The sequence below is a fragment of the Ralstonia sp. 110700041-2 genome (assembly GCF_056280165.1).
Map to the genome: position 1 here is coordinate 1 of NZ_JBSFAI010000026.1, position 19346 is coordinate 19346.

General features: G+C 59.8%; 10 protein-coding genes and 2 pseudogenes. 10 read left to right on the forward strand and 2 right to left on the reverse strand.

Going from position 1 to position 19346, the window contains the following annotated elements:
- Positions 1–70: 70 nt before the first annotated feature.
- Together ACUXH0_RS26005 and ACUXH0_RS26010 are read left to right on the forward strand one after the other, a co-directional pair.
- Positions 71–1840, forward strand: a pseudogene (locus tag ACUXH0_RS26005) (type I restriction endonuclease subunit R); the annotation flags it as partial.
- A gap of 66 nt (positions 1841–1906) precedes the next feature.
- Positions 1907–2878 (forward strand): annotated as a pseudogene (locus ACUXH0_RS26010) (DUF3387 domain-containing protein); the annotation flags it as partial.
- Between the two features lie 176 nt (positions 2879–3054).
- On the opposite strand, the gene ACUXH0_RS26015 reads toward ACUXH0_RS26010, so the two are convergent.
- Positions 3055–4689: a site-specific integrase gene (locus tag ACUXH0_RS26015; protein WP_125472837.1), complete on the reverse strand. Its 1635-nt coding sequence runs from the start codon at positions 4687–4689 to the stop codon at positions 3055–3057.
- A 701-nt stretch (positions 4690–5390) separates the two neighbouring features.
- Between ACUXH0_RS26015 and ACUXH0_RS26020 the strand changes: the two genes are divergently transcribed.
- The 8 genes from ACUXH0_RS26020 to ACUXH0_RS26055 all read left to right on the forward strand — a co-directional run bounded on the left by ACUXH0_RS26020 (position 5391) and on the right by ACUXH0_RS26055 (position 18405).
- Complete coding sequence (locus ACUXH0_RS26020) at positions 5391–5594, forward strand: hypothetical protein (protein WP_182594978.1); 204 nt, start codon at positions 5391–5393, stop codon at positions 5592–5594.
- Positions 5591–7795, forward strand: a complete 2205-nt coding sequence (locus tag ACUXH0_RS26025; RefSeq protein WP_182594979.1) for an ankyrin repeat domain-containing protein — start codon at positions 5591–5593, stop codon at positions 7793–7795. Before ACUXH0_RS26020 ends, ACUXH0_RS26025 begins: the two co-directional genes overlap by 4 nt.
- Positions 7796–8020: 225 nt before the next feature.
- Positions 8021–8920 (forward strand): WYL domain-containing transcriptional regulator, encoded by a 900-nt coding sequence (locus ACUXH0_RS26030; RefSeq protein WP_182594986.1) that lies wholly within the window; start codon positions 8021–8023, stop codon positions 8918–8920.
- Positions 8921–8935: 15 nt separating this feature from the next.
- Positions 8936–10666 carry a DUF262 domain-containing protein gene (locus ACUXH0_RS26035; RefSeq protein ID WP_182594980.1) on the forward strand — a complete coding sequence of 577 codons (1731 nt, stop codon included), beginning with the start codon at positions 8936–8938 and terminating at the stop codon, positions 10664–10666.
- Between the two features lie 11 nt (positions 10667–10677).
- Positions 10678–13062, forward strand: a complete 2385-nt coding sequence (locus ACUXH0_RS26040; RefSeq protein WP_182594981.1) for a type I restriction-modification system subunit M — start codon at positions 10678–10680, stop codon at positions 13060–13062.
- Positions 13059–14480 carry a restriction endonuclease subunit S gene (locus ACUXH0_RS26045; RefSeq protein WP_182594982.1) on the forward strand — a complete coding sequence of 474 codons (1422 nt, stop codon included), beginning with the start codon at positions 13059–13061 and terminating at the stop codon, positions 14478–14480. Before ACUXH0_RS26040 ends, ACUXH0_RS26045 begins: the two co-directional genes overlap by 4 nt.
- Complete coding sequence (locus ACUXH0_RS26050; RefSeq protein WP_182594983.1) at positions 14467–17538, forward strand: type I restriction endonuclease subunit R; 3072 nt, start codon at positions 14467–14469, stop codon at positions 17536–17538. The genes ACUXH0_RS26045 and ACUXH0_RS26050 overlap by 14 nt, the downstream gene beginning before the upstream one ends.
- 237 nt (positions 17539–17775) lie before the next feature.
- Complete coding sequence (locus ACUXH0_RS26055; protein WP_182594984.1) at positions 17776–18405, forward strand: hypothetical protein; 630 nt, start codon at positions 17776–17778, stop codon at positions 18403–18405.
- A 492-nt stretch (positions 18406–18897) separates the two neighbouring features.
- On the opposite strand, the gene ACUXH0_RS26060 is transcribed toward ACUXH0_RS26055, so the two are convergent.
- On the reverse strand, positions 18898–19224 hold the full coding sequence (locus tag ACUXH0_RS26060; protein ID WP_182594985.1) for a single-strand-binding protein/primosomal replication protein n: 327 nt from the start codon (positions 19222–19224) through the stop codon (positions 18898–18900).
- Positions 19225–19346: the final 122 nt, after the last annotated feature.

The following is a 19346-nucleotide window of genomic DNA, read 5'->3' on the forward strand; positions in this document are numbered from 1 at the left end:
CTATCTGTGAATCTCGACTTCTTCATCTGCAGAACTCCCTCTTAACGAGAAAATTCTACTTCTCCCAGCGGTGGATTTCAGGGGGTATTACCCAGGGGCCAACGAGTGGCTGGCCGTCAACCAGTATTCCATCAAGGGTCCGCATCACACCCGACGGCCTGACATCATTCTGTTCGTCAACGGCTTGCCATTGGCGCTACTGGAACTCAAGAACCCAGCTGACGAGAGCGCCGACATCTGGAGGGCCTTCGACCAGATTCAAACCTACAAGGAACAGATTCCAGACGTCTTCCAGTACAACGAAATCTTGGTCATCAGCGACGGCTCCCAAGCCCGCATGGGCTCGCTCTCGGCAAATGCCGAGCGCTACATGCAGTGGCGCACCATCGATGGGGTCACCTTGGACCCGCTCGGCCAGTTCAACGAATTGGAAACGCTGGTCCGGGGTCTGCTGGCGCCAAGCTATCTGCTGGACTACCTACGCTTCTTTGTCCTGTTCGAGGACGACGGCACTCTGGTGAAGAAAATCGCCGGCTACCACCAGTTCCATGCTGTTCGGGCCGCAATCCAACAAGTGGTGTCTGCCTCTGTGCCTGGCGGCAGCCATAAAGGCGGAGTAGTCTGGCACACGCAGGGCAGCGGCAAGAGCATCACCATGACTTGCTTTGCTGCTCGGGTGATGCAGGAAGCGGCCATGGAGAATCCCACCATTGTCGTCATCACGGACCGCAGTGACCTCGATGGGCAACTCTTCGGTGTGTTTTCTCTAGCGCAGGACTTGTTGCGCGAGCAACCGGTGCAGGCGGCAACTCGGCAGGACTTGCGCGCCAAGCTGGCAAACCGGCCTTCCGGCGGCATCGTCTTCGCCACCATCCAGAAGTTCATGCCAGGGGAGGATGAAGATAACTTCCCCATGCTCTCGGACCGGCACAACATAGTGGTCATCGCCGACGAAGCGCACCGGACCCAATACGGCTTCGAAGCCAAGCTGAAGACGTTGAGCCCGCCGAGGCCCGCCGCCAACGACGATTCGGGCCTGCTGGTTGCCGAACCCCGAGCGGTCTACCAGGTCGGCTATGCGCAGCACCTGCGCGATGCGCTACCCAATGCCACGTTCGTGGCCTTCACCGGCACCCCGGTATCGAGCGAGGACCGAGACACGCGGGCGGTGTTCGGCGACTACATCCACGTCTACGACATGCAGCAGGCCAAGGAGGATGGCGCCACGGTGGCCATCTACTTCGAGTCTCGCCTAGCCAAACTGTCGCTTAAGGCCGAGGAGCTGCCTCAGATTGACGCGGAGGTGGATGAGCTCGCCGAGGACGAAGAGGAAAGCCAGCAGGCGAGACTGAAAACCCGCTGGGCTGCTCTGGAAAAGGTGGTCGGCGCGGAACCTCGCGTGGCCGCTGTCGCCGCCGACCTGGTGGCGCACTTCGAAGAGCGCAACAAGGCGCAGAGCGGCAAGGCCATGGTGGTGGCGATGAGCCGCGAGATTTGCGTTCACCTCTACAACGAAATCATCAAGCTGCGCCCCGACTGGCACGACCCCGACCCCGAGAAGGGCGCTATCAAGATTGTGATGACTGGCTCGGCCAGCGATAAAGCGCTGCTGCGGCCTCACATCTACAGCGGCCAAGTCAAGAAACGCTTGGAAAAGCGCTTCAAAGACCCTGCCGACCCGTTGCGTATTGTCATCGTGCGAGACATGTGGCTAACGGGCTTCGACGCGCCTTGCGTCCATACGCTGTATGTCGACAAGCCGATGAAGGGCCACAACCTCATGCAGGCCATTGCCCGCGTCAACCGCGTTTTCAAGGACAAGCAGGGCGGATTGGTTGTCGATTACATCGGCATTGCCAATGAGCTCAAGAGCGCGCTCAAGGAATATACGGCGAGCAATGGGCGTGGCCGCCCCACCGTCGACGCTGCTGAGGCGTATGCGCTCCTGGAAGAGAAGCTGGACATCCTGCGCGGCATGCTCCACGGCTTCGACTACAGCGACTTCCTGACGGCTGGCCATAAGCGTCTGGCTGGTGCTGCCAACCATGTGCTGGGTCTCAAGGATGGCAAGAAACGCTTCGCCGACACGGCGCTTGCCATGAGCAAGGCGTTCACGCTGTGCTGCACGCTGGACGAGGCCAAGGCCGTCCGCGAAGAGGTCGCCTTCATGCAAGCGGTCAAGGTCATCCTGACCAAGCGCGAGCTCAGTGAGAAGAAGCGCACCGACGAGGAGCGTGAGTTGGCCATCCGGCAAATCATCGGCTCTGCGGTGGTTTCCGAAGAGGTCGTGGACGTCTTCGAGGCGGTCGGCCTTGACAAGCCGAATATCGGCATTCTCGATGACGCTTTCCTCGCGGAAGTGCGCAATCTTCCGGAACGCAACCTGGCGGTCGAGTTGCTGGAGCGACTGCTGGAAGGTGAAATCAAGAGTCGCTTTGCTGGAAACGTGGTTCAGGAGAAGAAGTTCTCCGAGATGCTTGCCAATGTGGTGAAGCGCTACCAGAACCGAGCCATTGAGACGGCCCAGGTCATCGAAGAGCTCATCGACATGGCCAAGAAGTTCCGCGCCGCCGCCAGCCGTGGCGAGGAGCTGGGACTGACCGAAGATGAGGTGCGCTTCTATGACGCTTTGGCCAATAACGAGTCCGCCGTGCGTGAACTCTCCGATGAGACGCTGAAGAAGATTGCGCACGAACTGACCGAGAACCTACGCCAGAACATCACCGTGGACTGGTCAGCGCGCGAAAGCGTGCGCGCGAAGCTGCGACTGATGGTCAAACGGATTTTACGCAAGTACAAGTATCCGCCGGACCAGCAGGAGGGGGCGGTGGAGTTGGTGTTGCAGCAGGCGGAGGCCTTGGGAGAGGCTTGGGTCTGAATGCTAGTTGCGCTTCCTATTCCCCTTTTTTCTGTGTTCCTAGAGATGTCTCAAGGAGGGCACGCGCTTGCAATAACGCTGTGTCCGCGTCGACCTTGTGCCCATGGAGATTCTCCGCGAGTGTGCTCAATAGTTGGCCCCTTGCAAGTGCGAGTCGCGTTTACAGCGCGCCATTGTCAGTAACTGTTGTAGAGGTGCGAAAAATCCACCCCTTCAATCTTGAAGAGGTCCATCCCTGCCGCGAGTTCCATCGGGTCGTAGATACGGCGGCCTGCACGCTTCTTTCCATAGCGCCCCGCCATGCCTTCGGGCTGATGGCCCAAGATGCCGTCGAGCTGATATTGCGATAGCTTGCATCGGCCACCGTATTCTTCGAATGTGTGCCGGAAGGAGTGGAAGTTGTAGCGGATATCGTCCACAACATGCTTGTCCAGATACTCGTTGAACCAGGTCGAGAACTGGGCCGTGAGCACGCCATACTTGTTCGGCTTCAGGCCCGGAAAGAGCCACTCCTCTCCGGCCAACTGCATCTGCTCGACATAGCGACCAAAGCCGATTTTCATCAGCTCGCTATGGACGGGGACTTGACGCTTCGAGACCCTATTCTTGACACCCTGTTCTTCGTGCAAGTCCGTAATGCGCAGGAACATGCGGTTGTTCCAGGTTTGCACGTCACAGACCATCAACTGGCCAAGCTCCTCCTCGCGCTCACCACCGAAGACCGCGAGCAGTGGCAGCCAGAATGCGGCATCGCCCCCACCCTTGGCGGGCCGCTTGCCTGCGGTGAACACCTCGGTCTTGAACAAGAGCCGGATGTGCGAGGGCTCAAACGGTTGTTGGTCGTTTTTCTCCTTCGTCGAGACCTTGATTTTGACTTCCGAAAAAGGGTTGGCCCTCAACGCCGTGAGGCCACTCTCCAGATTCGTCTGCAGGATGGGACGTAACAGCGCAAAAATCGTCTTCACGCGGCTCTTGGAGAGGCCTTCGTTCTGTTCGAGGTATCGCGCATAGTCGCGAATGTCATCGGCGGTGAGCTCGACCGGCGCACTGTCGCCGGAAAACTTCCGCAGCCGCGCCACCTGTGACCGGGCCTCATCAACGGTCTTGGGCTCGGGGTGCCGCTCGCTGGCCCAATAGCCCAGATAGTGGTCCCAGCTGTCATTCTCACCGGGGGCGGCGGGCATGTCAGGGGTGGGTACCTCGATGCCCCGCAGCCGGTCTAGCTGACTCTTGATGACCTGTAGGTCGGCCTGCATCAGTTGCAGAGTGTAATGCTGCAGCAGGCCGGGCTCCGCCGTGGCGGCGTCGAAGCCCTCGGTTGCCAGCATGTCATCGGTGTTGTGCTCGGCGTACGATGTGTCCTGAATCGCGCACGCGTCCTCGAGCGCCTGCAGTTCCTGCCCGAGCTCGGCGCGGCGTGCCTGCAGGTCGGCGAGCGTTTTGGGGCGCTCGTCTTCGTCCGTGTCGAGAATCGCAGCCTTATAGCGCTCGATGAGCGATGGAATCATCCAGCGCTCGAGCTTCTGTGGTTGCTCATCGTGGGCGGCTTCACTTGTGTGCGGTATCTCGTCTGCCGCGTCAGTCGTGGGCGGCGTCTCGTCTGCGACCTGCAGTTTGGCCTCGTGGGTCGCGAAGAGATTGTCAGCCTCCACGGACAGCTTGCGGGCGCGTTTGGCGGCAGTCTTGTAATCGGGCGTGCCTAGGGAGGCGGTGATGACCGGCTTGCCGATTGAAGCTTGGAGGTGCTTGGGGACCGGGCGCCGGAACTGCCACTTTTCGCTGTCGGGCCGTTTGTAGAGGTATTGTTGCAAGGCTTTGTCCACTGGGTGACCTATCGAGGCGGATTCGTACGCAAATTGCTACGGTCCGTTGTTACGGTCGACAAGCGGAAAAACTTTAGCCAGCACCCTGGAGACCCTTATAAATCAAGGGTCTCGGAAAGCGAAAGGCCGCTGGTCCTTGCGGAGCAGCGGCCTTTCAGTGAGTGGTGGCGAATCAGGGAGGAGGCCCTGAGAAGCACATTCAGTGCTGGTTCCCTTATTAATCAAGGGCTTGCGGAAGTCGCAGTTTCGCGCTTTGTACCCGGTCTTTGTACCAAAATTGGGGCGACACGGCAAGCCAGTCGCGCCTTTCAAAGCTGGGATCTGGCGCCGCGATCCGCCAAAAGTCGATAGACGCCCGACGTGGGCAACTTTCGGAAAATTTTTGACCTCTGGCGCGGGCGAGTGAAGAAGCAAGAATCGATAGTCTTTCCAACGTTGCCGATCCGAGCAACGACTTCGAAAGGAATCAACATGTCATCCAAAGCTTCCAAATCCTCGTCCCCCATGACCTCTAAGGCTGCCGCGCGTATCCAATCCAGTACGGCAAAGGTAAGCGGAGGCCAAGTAAGCTCAAACTCCTTTGCTGCTCGTGCGCAGCGGGCGGCATCGGTCAATCAAGGTGCCACCAAGGGCACGAAGTAAACGGGAAGGGCTCGGTGTCGCGTTTGTCAGCGAGCCCGGAGAGCACCATGTACAGCAAAGACAAAATCATCGCGACTGCGGTGCGCCGGCTGTTAAATGATGGCTGGCGCTACATGGCAGGCAGGAAGCACGGCAAGCTAGTTGCCCCGAATGGTCGAAAGCTCGCCGTGCCATGCACACCCAGCGACTGGCGTGCCAGTCGAAACTTCAAGCGGGACGTCCGTCGCGTTTCACTGGGGATGCATCCATGAACCAAGCTGGAACCCCTTACCCGAGAATGGGCGAATGTATTCGCGCGCTTGTTGGGGCGCTGGACCTCAAATTCAGCGACCGCGATGTGGACCGCCTTGCCCGCGAAGGAGACTTTGACTGGGAGAAGATTGACAAGGTCGTTCAAGTGCTGCTGCTCGATGGCGTGACCCGGATCGTCGGGGCGGATGCTGAAACGCTTATTAAGCCGTGGGTCCTAGCGCTTAGAGAGAGCTATTGCAGCTTGGTACTGGGCGTACCGCTTGATGGCCTTGGCAGAGTTCAATCCCTACCGGTCTTGGTGGAGGACTTCTTCGTCCCCAGTGCAGCAACACTGTTGCGATCGATTCACAAACACAGAAATGGCCCAGAGCTTGGCCACCTGCTCGACGCGAATCACCCGCCCGCCGGCGTGGTTCTTAGCTGGCTTGATGAACTCGTCGGTGAGCGTGTTGACAAGCTGGTCTATCCGGGAACGACCGGGACGGACCGGGCGTATCGAGACAAGCTGCTCAAGTGGCGTAGCGGCGTTGATCTTCCCTCATCACAAAGCATCCAACTGTTCGTCGATGGCCTTCGCAAGCTGGCTGGCAATGACCTAGCAGTCTCAGCCGGGCTTTGGTTGCTGGTGGCGTTGGCGCTCGGCAGCTTCGACCGGGCTTGGTCGCAGCCAGTTCGACCATTGCTAGCTCAGCGAATAGCGGGCGAAGGGACATCTCGCGACCCGTCCGTGAAGCTTGCTGATCTAGTTCGCCAGGCTGGAGCCGCGCATCCTGAGCTCGCGCTGCGCGGCTCAAAGATCTGGCATGACCTGAGACGAACTTCAGCGAAAGCAGACGGGGATCAATCGCGCATTTGGACGGAGATTGAGCAACTTCAGTCGCTGGCAGACGCTTGTGATCCTGACGGCAGGACTGCCTATCACTACGAATGGATGAAGGCCCGGTGGAACGTATTGTCGGGACAGTATGAAGAGGCGCTTGCTCACTTCGAGCGCGCATTCGAACTGGCTTGCTATCGCGCTGGGCAACAGCTCAAAGAGATTGTTCAGGAAGCCTCATGCATTGCGGCCTTCTTGGGACCGGGAGCGAAGCCAGCTTTGAAACGGTTCAAGCACGTTGGTATCGCGCTGGGATTGTTCCAGAAGCCTCAGGACGCTCCGGTCATAGAGGATTGGGAGGTCGAACATCTCTCGAGGCAGTTGCCTCGACTCTTCCCACCACAAGGCCGCTTCTGTGAGTGTCCACGGGAGCTTTCCAATTATCCCTTGGCTGGCTTGCTCGTGGTATCTGACAAAACGATAGCTGCCATTCAACCTGACCTGAAGAAGGTCGACCGGGTGAAGGCGATCCACTTTGAAGGTGGGGAGGTGAGGCGATGGCCGCAACTCAGGCTGTTTGCCTCGTTCGGACGCTATGCTGAAGTCAAACAACTGATGGCTGCCGGAGCGCCGGTCGACCAGCTCGACAGCGCAGACGGATCAGCACTGTTGTGTGCGCTCCAGTATGCGACACAGACAGGGGATAGACGAGTCTTGGAGACTCTCCTGAAAGTTCCCCATCAGCCGGAAACGCTTAATGCCAGCACGGTACGCAAGCGCCTCACGCCCCTCATGTGTGCCATTGATCTCGGTGATCCAACAGTGGTTGGGGAACTGTTGGCCCAAAAGGCAGACCCGAACAAGCGAGGGCACACCGACGAGCAGACCCCGCTGTACTACGCGGTGAGCTTACTGTATCGAACGGTTTATCCCAACAGGATGTACGCCCAATTGGTCGAACACTTCTTGAAGGTGCCAGATCTCGTTCAGCAGGAGACCTTGCGGCGATATGGAGTAGATTCCGCTGGGGTGTTTGGCGATCGACCTCAGATGCAAAGAAGGTTCCCCCAGCTAGTCGCGCAGCTTGTCAGCGCCATGGTCGACGATCATGTGCGTCGGCATGGCGTCAACAGGCTCCGACGCACAATCGAAGTGTTGCTTGAGTTTGCGGCGAATCCGAATGCTGCGCACGGCTATCCGGTTCCCGGCCGAACGCCTCTCATGCTTGCAGCAGAAAGTGACCTGCCTGAGGTGTTCGATCTGATGGTGCGCCACGGCGGTGAACCCATGCAGCCTGACGCGAGCGGGCAGAACTGTATGCATATTGCGCTGGCGTTCGGCTCAGGGAAGATCGTCAGGTATCTAACTGGTGCACGGATTTGAGTTGACGATCGGCCGCTGCAGCAGCCTCTCGCGTAGAGCAGCGCGAGTTTCCAAGCCGTCCAACCGCATGGCTCCAGCATCCACTCGACAACTTATCTCCTTGCTGGAGCTCCAGCGGTCGAGTATCATGTAATCAATTTGATGATATCGATCGGTTGATAATGATCAATCTGGCAGCTAATTCCCGCCTACCTTTCACCTCTCGTGAATGATGAGAAATTGACACTGCGTCCCCAGCGCGTCGAGAGCTTGAGCCATGCCCAGCGCGAGCGGCTGGCCTACATCGACTTCCGGCTCTACTTCTTCGGTGAGATCGGCCGTCCAGACCTGATTGAGCGATTCGGTGTGGCTCCGGCAGGGGCGACACGGGATCTCGCTCTGTACAGGCAAATCGCGCCGCAGAACATCACCTTTGACGGTAGCCACAAGATCTACCGCATCGGGCAGGCTTTCTCCCCGCTGTTCGACCACGCATCGCAGCGCGTTTTGTCGGCCCTGGCTCTGGGCTTCGGCGACGGCGTGAACGGCGCGATGCAGCCGCTGCTGTCGTGCGAATCGCCCGCCGCCCTGAGCAACCCCAGAATGGATGTGCTGGCGCCGATCTGCAGGGCGATCCATGCTAAACGACCAGTTGCCATCCGCTATTACTCGATGAGCAGCGGTGAGTCCGAGAGAGTCATCGTGCCCTTTGCGCTGGTGGATACCGGGCAGCGCTGGCATGTCCGGGCTTTCGACCGCAAGAGCGGAGAGTTTCGAGACTTCGTCGTCACTCGTATCAAAGTGCCAACGCTGCTCGACGAGGAGCCACGGACCAACGAACGTCCGGACAACGACATCCAATGGACGCGTATCGTCGAACTGGACTTCGTGCCGCACCCGCGCCTTGAACGCCCCGAGGTCATCAAGATGGACTACGGGATGACTGACGGCTTTATACGGATGCATGTTCGCGCAGCAGTCGCGGGCTACATGCTGCTGCGCTGGAGCGTGGACTGCTCGCCCGACCATCGCCTCAAGGAGGAACAATACCGCCTATGGCTCTGCGATCCGCTAGCGCTGTACGGCGTTGAGAACGCCAAGCTGGCTCCTGGCTATCAAGCACCGGGTAGCCTTAAAAAACGATAGGAAAGAACAAGCGCAATGGCCAAGACACTTGAAGCTCACGACAAACTGATCCGCGAGATTTTCGAGGGCAGCTACCAGTTCGAGATTCCGGACTATCAGCGCCCCTACGCCTGGACAACCGAGCAGGCGGGCGAGTTGTTCGACGATCTGATCTCGGCGATGCAAGACGCCCGTGTCTCCGGCGCGACCAGCCAATACTTCCTCGGCAGCATCGTTCTGATCAAGAACGATCGGGAACCGAAATCATCGGTGGTCGATGGCCAGCAGCGCCTGTCCACGCTGACGATGCTGTTCGCAGTGCTGCGCGAGGCCATGCCGCACGCCGCCGACGACATCACCGATTTCCTCTACAAGAAGGGCAAGGTCAGCCTTGGCGAGAAAAACGAATACCGCCTGACCGCCCGCGAGGAGGATGCCGACTTCTTCCGCGCCAACATTCAGGAGCCGGGTGGCATCGCGCAGTTGGTCACCAGCACCGAAAAGTTGGAGGACAGCCGCCTGCGCTACCGCGAAAACGCCACGCTGCTGCTTGCCAAGGCCAAGGCGTTGCCGCCCACCGACCTAATCGCGCTGTGGCAGTTTCTCGCCAACGACTGCTCGCTGGTCGTCATCTCTACGCCCGATCTTGAAGCCGCCTACCGCATCTTCTCCGTGCTCAACAACCGGGGGCTCGACCTCGCGCCTATCGACATCATCAAAGCGCAGGTTCTAGGCCTGATCCGCACTACGGCAGGCGACGTCAAGAGCCGCGCCTACGCCAAAGAGTGGAGCCGGATCGAAAGCTCGCTCGGCCGTGACGCCTTCGGCGATCTGTTTGGCCACATCCGCACCATTTACGCCAAGCAGAAGCAGCGGGCCACGCTGGTCAAGGAATTCCAGGAGCACGTCACAGAGTACAAGGCTCCCATCGACCTCGTCGACAATGTCATCAAGCCCTACGCCGAAGTGTGGGACTTTGTGCGCGACGCCGACTTCGAGGCTACCGAGCACGCCGAGACGATCAACGAGCACCTGTCCTGGCTCAACCGCGTGGACTTCAAGGACTGGGTGCCCCCGGCACTGGTTTATTTCAAGCGCTTCCGACAAAAGCCGAAGCTGCTCGCGGATTTCTTTGGGTCACTGGAACGCCTCACCTATTTCTTGCTGGTGACCAAGGTGGGCATCAACGAACGCATCGACACCTACGCCGCGCTCAACAAGGAAATCGAGCCTGCTGCCTTCGACGGCGATCTGGCCGGCTTGAATACTTTGGCCCTCACGGACAAACAGCAGCTCGAGTTTGTGGCCGCGCTCGATGGCGACATTTATCGTAATCTGCCCAAAGCCCGCATGGCGCTGGTATTGCGCCTTGAATCCTTGGTTCGTGCTCCTGGAGTACAGCTCCAAGATGCCGTGTCTCTGGAGCACGTCCTGCCGCAAACTCCGCCCGACGGTTCGGACTGGATCAAGTGGTTCCCGGACGAAGACGAGCGCGATAGCTGGACGCACCGATTGGCCAATCTGGTTCCGCTGGATAGGAACAAAAACTCGTCGGCCAGCAACTACGACTTTGTCAAGAAGAAGGACGCCTACTTCAGAGGCAAGGGCAAGGCGTCGCCCTTCGTGCTGACGCAGGAAGTCAGATCAGAAAACGAGTGGACGCCCACGCTTCTGGCCGAGCGCCAGCAGCGCCTCGTGGGCGTACTCAAAGAACACTGGAATCTCGTCGTCGTCACTGGCAATGCCACCGGTGCAGCGGCGAACTGAAGAACGTATCGATGCAGAAGAAACAACAAGACCAAAGCCAGATCAAGTGGATTTCCGACTTCATCTGGAACATCGCTGACGACCGACTTCGCGACGTCTACGTGCGCGGCAAGTACCGCGACGTGATCCTGCCCTTCACCGTGTTGCGGCGGCTTGATGCCGTACTCGAAGCCACCAAGGACGCGGTGCTGGAGCGCAAGAAGTTCCTCGACACCCACAAGGTGGCCGAGCAGGACGGCGCGCTGCGCATGGCGGCAGGCCAGGCCTTCTACAACGTCTCGGAATTCACCCTGGCCAAGCTGAAGGCCAGCGCGGCGGGGCAGCGCCTGCGCGATGACTTCATTGCGTATCTGGACGGCTTTTCGCCCAACGTGCAGGAAATCCTCACCAAGTTCAATTTCCGCAACCAGATCCAGAAGCTGGTGGATTCCCACGTCCTCGGCTACCTGATCGACGACTTCCTCGACCCCGAGGTCAATCTCGCTCCGCTGCCGGTGAAGGATGCTGACGGTCGCATCAAGCTGCCCGCGCTGGACAACCACGGCATGGGCACGGTGTTCGAGGAGCTGATCCGCCGCTTCAACGAAGACAACAACGAAGAGGCGGGCGAACACTTCACCCCGCGCGACGTGGTGCAGCTCATGGCCAAGCTGCTGTTCCTTCCGGTGGCCGACCGCATCGAGTCCAGCACCTATTCGCTCTACGACGGCTCCTGCGGCACCGGCGGCATGCTCACCGTGGCCGAGGAAGTGCTACACGAACTGGCTGAGCAGCACGGCAAGGATGTGTCGATTCACCTGTTCGGGCAGGAGATCAGCGACGAAACCTACGCCATCTGCAAGGCCGACTTGCTCTTGAAGGGCGAAGGCGCAGAGGCCGAGAACATCGTCGGCGGCGCAGACAAATCCACCTTGTCCGCCGACCAGTTCCGCAGCCGCGAGTTCGATTTTATGATCTCCAACCCGCCCTATGGCAAAAGTTGGAAGACCGATCTGGAGCGGATGGGCGGCAAGAAGGAATTCGACGATCCGCGCTTCATCGTCAGCCACGCGGGCGACGCTGAATTCAAGCTCATCACCCGGTCCAGCGACGGGCAGCTCATGTTCCAGGTGAACAAGCTGCAAAAGATGAAGCACAACACGCCGCTGGGCAGCCGCATTGCGCTGGTGCATAACGGCTCGGCGCTGTTCACCGGCGACGCGGGCCAGGGCGAGAGCAACATCCGCCGCTGGGTGCTGGAGAACGACTGGCTCGAAGCCATCATCGCCCTGCCGCTCAACATCTTCTATAACACCGGCATCGCCACCTACATCTGGGTGTTGGCCAACAAGAAGGCCGAAGCGCGCCGTGGCAAAGTGCAGTTGATCGATGCATCGCAGTGGTTCCAGCCGCTGCGCCGTAACCTCGGCAAGAAAAACTGTGAACTGAGTGATGCCGACATCGCCCGCATCCTCGACCTCTACCTCGGCGATGCACAGGAAACCGCCCAGTCTAAATGGTTCGATACCCAGGACTTCGGCTACTGGAAGATCACCGTCGAGCGCCCGCTGCGCCTGAAAAGCCAGCTCTCTGACGAACACATCGAGCCCCTGCGTTTTGCCACTGGCGACGAGGCGTTGCGCGCCGAGATCTACGCCACTCACGGCGAGGCGCTTTATACCGAGTTCGCCAAGCGCAAACCGGCCATCGAGGCATGGCTGAAAGGTGAGGACGAGAACGAAGACGACGACAGCGAAGACAGCGACAGCGGCGATGACAGCGAAGCTCTCGTCGCCCGTAAAGCGGTGCCCGCCAAGCGCCGCAAGAAGCTGCTCGACGCATCGACGTGGCAGCGCGACAGGGGGCTGATGGAGGTAGCGCAACGGGCGCAGCAGGCACTGGGAAGCTCCCTGTTCGACGACCACAATGAGTTCCGCACCCGCTTCGATGCTGCCCTTAAGGCGCAGGGTGACAAGCTCGGCGCGCCGGAGAAGAAGGCCATCTACAAGGCGGTGAGCTGGCGCGACGAAGCCGCGCCGCCGGTCATTGCCAAGCGCAGCAAGCTCAAGGCGGGCGAACATTTCGAGCCCGGCTTCGATGGCGTGTACCTGGAGACCGTGGGCAAGGATCGCTTCATGGTCGAGTACGAGCCCGACAGCGAGCTGCGCGACACAGAGCAGGTGCCGTTGAAGGAACCGGGCGGCATCGACGCCTTCTTCGCCCGCGAAGTGCTGCCACACGCGCCGGACGCTTGGATCGCCACGGATAAGACCCAGATCGGCTACGAAATTTCGTTTGCCCGCTATTTCTACAAGCCCGCGCCGCTGCGCACGCTGGCAGAAATCCGCACCGACATCCTCGCGCTGGAGCAGCAGAGCGAAGGGTTGCTGCACAAGATCGTGGGGGGCGCGGAATGACGGCGGCGAGCGCGTACCCGAACTACCGGCAGCCGAAGATGCGCTGGTTGCCCGCTGTGCCGGAACACTGGAACGAGCAACGCGCCAAGACCTTTTTCCGCGAGGTGGATGAGCGCTCGAAGACCGGACAGGAGGAACTGCTGTCGGTGTCTCACCTCACCGGCGTTACCCCGCGCAGTCAAAAGAAGGTCACGATGTTCAAGGCTGCGAGCTACGTTGGCTCCAAACTGTGCCGTCCAGGTGACATCGTCATCAACACGCTGTGGGCGTGGATGGCGGCGCTTGGTGCGAGCAGGCACGTGGGCATCGTCAGTCCGGCCTATGGCGTGTACCGCCCGCACCACGCCGACAGCTTCAACCCGGCGTATCTCGATTACCTGTTGCGCACCCGTGCCTACGTGGCCGAATACATCGGGCGCTCGACCGGCATCCGATCCTCTCGTCTGCGCCTGTACCCGAACCAGTTCCTCGACATTGCTCTGATCCAGCCCCCACGCCCCGAGCAAGACCAGATCGTCGCTTACCTGCGCGCGCAGGACGCGCACATCGCCCGCTTCATCAAGGCCAAGCGGGACTTGATCAAACTGCTCATCGAACAAAAGCTGCGCATTATCGACCACGCTGTCACGCGCGGCCTTGATTCATCAGTGGCGCTGAAGCCGTCCGGCATCGAATGGCTGGGCGAGGTGCCGGAGCATTGGGAAGTCGCCTTCATTAAGCACATCGCGGACGTGCGCTTCAGCGGCGTAGACAAGCATTCACACGACCACGAAACGCCGGTACGCCTGTGCAATTACACCGACGTCTACAAGAATGACCGCATCACCGACGATATGGACTTGATGCGCGCCACAGCGACTGCGGCAGAGATCGCCCGCCTGACGCTGAAAGCGGACGATGTCATTTTGACGAAAGATTCCGAAACGCCGGACGACATCGGTGTACCCGCTTGGGTGCCGGAGGATTTACCCGGCGTGGTTTGCGCCTATCACCTTGGCCTGCTGCGCCCCGTACCGGATCGCGTGTTGGGAGAGTTCCTGTTTCGCGCCATCGGCTCGGCGCGCACGGCGCAGCAGTTCCACGTTCTCGCCACTGGCGTTACACGCTTTGCACTCGGCAAGCACGATGTGAAGAACGCAGTCATTGCGTTGCCACCCGTCGCAGAGCAGGAAACGATCTGCCGCTGGATCACCGACGAATGCCAACCGCTGGACGGCGCAATCGCCCGCGCCGAAGACGAAATCAAACTGATCCGCGAATACCGCGACCGCCTGATTGCCGATGTGGTCACTGGCCAAGTGGACGTGCGGAGCTGGCAGCCCAGCCCGGATGACGTGGTGGACGACGCGGCGCTGGCCGTGCTGGGCGATGACCAGGAAGATGTGACCGAAGAGGAGGATGGCGATGGCGAAGACTGACACCAGCGAGCGCTGGTTCGAGGCGCGCGTGGTACGCGGCTTGACCGGTGTGCCGCAGCCCGAGTACAGCCTTGATCTGGCTCCTACGGACTTCGCCGCCACCCACAACGGCTACGTTCAGGGCAAGCCCACCGACTACAACCGCGATGTGGCGCTGGATGTGGCGCAGTTGCTGGCCTTCTTACAGGCCACCCAGCCCAAGGCGGTGGACACGCTGGAACTGGCTGTGGATGGCATCAAGCGCACCCAGTTCCTACACCGGCTGCAGGGCGAGATCACCAAGCGCGGCGTCGTGGACGTGCTGCGCAAGGGCGTGAGCCACGGGCCCGTACACGTCGATCTCTACAAGCTGCTGCCCACGCCGGGCAACGCTGCCGCTGCCGACGCCTTCGGCAAGAACATCTTCAGTGTCACCCGGCAGGTGCGCTACAGCAACGATTCCGGCAACGAATTGGATTTGGTGATCTTCATCAACGGCCTGCCAGTGCTGACGTTCGAGTTGAAGAACTCGCTGACCAAGCAAACCCTGGCCGACGCCATCGTCCAGTACCAGACCACGCGCAGCCCGCAGGAACTGCTGTTCCAGCTGGGGCGCTGCGTGGCACACATCGCAGTCGATGACGTGGAGGCCGCGTTCTGCACCGAGCTCAAGGGCAAGGCATCGTGGTTCCTGCCGTTCAACCAAGGCTGGAACAGCGGCGCGGGCAATCCGCCCAACCCGGATGGCCTGAAGACCGACTATCTGTGGAAGCAGGTGCTGACCCGCGAATCGCTTGCCAACATCATTGAAAGCTACGCGCAGGTGGTGGAGGAGGAAGAAGCGGACGCCAGCGGCAAGAAACGCAAGAAGCGCAAGCAGATCTTCCCGCGCTTTCATCAGTTGCGCACGGTGCGTGCGCTGCTGCGCCACGCCAATGCCGATGGGGTGGGCAGGCGCTATCTGATCCAGCATTCGGCAGGCAGCGGCAAGAGCAACACGATTGCCTGGCTGGCGCACCAGTTGGTGGAGCTGCGCCGCAAGGATGACCCGATGACGGCGCAGTTCGACTCCATCATCGTTATCACCGACCGGCGCGCGCTGGACACGCAGATTGCCCGCACCATCAAGGGTTACGACCACGTGGCGGCGATCTTCGGCCACTCCGATAACGCGCAGGAGCTGCGCGAGTACCTGCGCCGGGGAAAGAAGATCATTGTCACCACGGTGCAGAAGTTCCCGTTCATCCTCGATGAGCTGGGCGACCTCTCCGGCAAGAGCTTCGCGCTCTTGATCGACGAGGCGCATTCCAGCCAAGGCGGCAAAACCACAGCGCGGATGCACGAAGCCCTTGGCGGCAAGGTTGCCGAAGAGGAGTTCGAGGAGGACAGCACGCAGGATGCGGTGAACGCGGAAATCGAAAAGCGCATCGCCTCGCGTAAGCTGCTGGTCAATGCCAGCTATTTCGCGTTCACTGCCACACCCAAGAACAAGACGCTGGAGTTGTTCGGCGAGAAGACCCTCGTCGGCGACAAGGTGCAGTTCCGCTCGCCCGAAGAACTGACCTACACCACCAAGCAGGCCATCCAGGAGAAGTTCATCCTCGACGTGGTGGAGAACTACACCACCTACGACAGCTTCTACCAAGTGGCCAAGACGGTGGCGGACGACCCGGAATTCGACAAGGTGAAGGCGCTGAAGAAAATCCGCCATTACGTCGAGTCGCACGACAAGGCCATCCGCCGCAAGGCCGAGATCATGGTCGACCACTTCATTGCACAGGTCGTGGGCAAACAGAAGATTGGCGGCAAAGCGCGGGCGATGATCGTCTGCAACGGCATCGCGCGGGCCATCGACTACTGGCGCGAGGTGTCGGACTATCTCACCCAGATCAAGAGCCCGTACAAGGCCATCGTGGCGTACTCGGGTGAATTCGAGATTGGCGGCCAGAAGAAGTCCGAGGCCGATCTGAACGGGTTTCCGAGCAAGGACATTCCGGCCAATCTCAAGCAAGACCCATATCGCTTCCTGATCGTTGCCAACAAGTTCGTCACCGGCTTTGATGAGCCCTTGCTGCACACGATGTACGTGGACAAGCCGCTGGCGGGCGTGTTGGCGGTGCAGACCCTGTCACGCCTGAACCGCGCGCACCCACAAAAGTACGACACATTCGTGCTCGACTTTGCCGACAACGCCGAGGCGGTGAAGGCGGCGTTCCAGGATTACTACCGCGCCACCATCCAGACCGGCGAAACCGATGCCAACAAGCTGCACGACCTGAAGGCCGAACTCGACGGGCAGCAGGTGTATAGCTGGCAGCAGGTGGAGGACTTGGTGGCGCTGTATTTGAGCGGCGCAGACCGGGACAAACTCGATCCCATCCTCGACGCGTGCGTGGCCGAATACACCGACAAGCTCGGCGAGGACGATCAGGTTAAGTTCAAGAGTAATGCCAAGGCCTTCGTACGCAGCTACGGCTTTCTTGCGGCGATCCTGAGCTACGGCCACCCGACGTGGGAGAAGCTGTCGATCTTCCTGAACTTCCTCATTCCCAAGCTGCCCGCACCCAAAGAGGAAGACCTCTCCAAGGGGGTGCTGGAGACCATCGACATGGACAGCTACCGGGTGGAGGCCAAAGCGGCGCTGAAGATGGCGATGGACGATGCCGATGCCTCCGTCGAGCCGGTGCCGCCCGGTGGCGGAGGTGGCAAAGGTGAAGCCGACATCGACAGGCTCTCCGCGATCATCAAGACCTTCAACGACCTGTTTGGCAACATCGAGTGGAAGGACGAGGACAAGATCCGCAAGGTCATCGCCGAGGAAATCCCGGCGCGGGTGGCGCAGGACAAGGCCTACCAGAACGCGCAGGCGAACTCCGACAAGCAAAACGCTAAGCTGGAGCACGACAAGGCGCTCAACCGCGTGGTGCTGGAATTGCTGTCCGATCATACGGAGCTGTTCAAGCAGTTCAGCGACAACCCGAACTTTAAGCGTTGGTTGACTGACACGGTATTCGATGCGACCTATCAGCCTGGCGTGGGCTCGCCGAAGACTCCGCCGCAGACTGGCGTGTCGGCATGAGAAGGAATTGGTGCGGGAGGTCTCGATGATAGGAACATCTGGAGAGGATCAACCGCAAAATTTCAGTGTTTTGCAGAGAGGCAGAGCGACTGGACGAAGATGCCTGCTAACGCACGAGCAGAATTGGTCCGCTTGGGGGGGTAATTTAGCCGTGATGGCGTAGACCGCCGATACGTCTGTTGAGCCTGTCGCTATACGAGTTACGCCAATCCGGCGTGACTCGATAGGACAATAGAAATGAACGATTTCGTGAATCTCCACGGCGCGTTGGTTGGCTCCGCCCGTCTCATGAACCCGCAAGAAATCCAGGGGGTATTGGCAGCAAGAAGGGGAGGCCCGAATCTGCGCCCTGGCTGGTGTCTTTGTGGTGATGTAACCAAGGACATGTTCGAACTGTTTGCGGGCCCCGGATGCACCTTGCGACTTAGGTTGTCGGGATTTTTCGGACCGTCTCAGGGCAGCTATGCGGTGCTCACGCAGCAAGTGCGGGATCTACAGCACAGGTTTCTGCTGCCACTGTATGAGCCGGACGCGGTTGCGTTTCTGAAGGCGTTGCGTGATCAGCCGCTCCAGGTGATGTTGGCACGAGAAGGTGGCGAGCTCGCGGTAGTGGGGCATCAATACGTGGAATGGCGAGACGTAGTCCCGCTGGTGGCCATGGCAAGTCCCTGCCAGGGGGGCGATATTCACGAGGTCATGCTGGAGACTGCGGAGGCTGTTCGGTACATCAGCGGTCTGGACGCGATACCTAGCGCGATACCGGAAATTGCGGTCCGGCTGGCGAGCGTGTCGTATTTGTCACCTGACGATTTCTGCGTAGACATGATTGCTGCCGGGATGATGCGTGGCGAGGAGCGCTTGATATGAGCGCCCTGACTACGCCCTTGGAAGGGCTCGCGTTCTATCTCGTGAGCGATAGCGAGGACCGGACGCCACTGGCAGCTGTCGAGGCTAGAAATGAGGACGATGCGAGGGTATTTGCCCTTGCGCTTAAGCCGGCTCTTGAGCTGCCAGCCACGGTCGACGTGAAGCGGGTAGGAGCAGTAGCCCCAACTGGGGTGCCGCTGTTCCGGCTCCGCTATTTGGAAGCGCTGACGACACGAGCCATGGAGGATAGGGAGAGATCGGGCGTTACTTGCCACTAGCGTGGTGACCCCGGAAAACTCGACGTTGATTGAGCGGCGATTTCATACCTTCGGTACGGATCGCCGCTGTTTTCTGGGCGGCTGTAGGGCTCCGGGTATGTCTGACAAGTCAGGGACATGCTTATCGGTAACGCTTCCCGCGTGTCGCATTCGTGCAGAGAGCAAATAAGAAAGGCCACCCTAGCAGGTGGCCCCAATCACTCTAGATTTCGAACTAGCTCGCAGCAGTCTCCTCTGCGACTCCAGCTGCGACAACTGGCTTGGCGATCTTGGTGGCCTCGAATGCGAGTACCAGCAGTGTGCCGGTCGGTTTGCCCTCTCGCGACAGATAATAGTCCGCTTTTAGCTTCCCTGTGATCTTTACGAAATCGCCCTTTGCGAGCCCGGGGTCGGCGTCTTTCATCACCCTAACTGAGTACCAGGTAGGCGACGTATCTGCGCCTCGCTGGCTCTCGCAGACTCGGAATTCATAATAGCCGCGCCCAGTGGCCTTGGTCTCCTTGCGTTGCGGGGGTGTTGCGACATTTGCATAGACTTGCATCGTACGTGTCCTCGATAGTTAGTGGATGGGTAATGCCCCCGTTTTCCACAGTCGGCAGAAGTAGAAACTAAGCGGCCATGGCCAGCCGCTGCTTCGGGGTAAAGCCGCCCAATGCCATATTT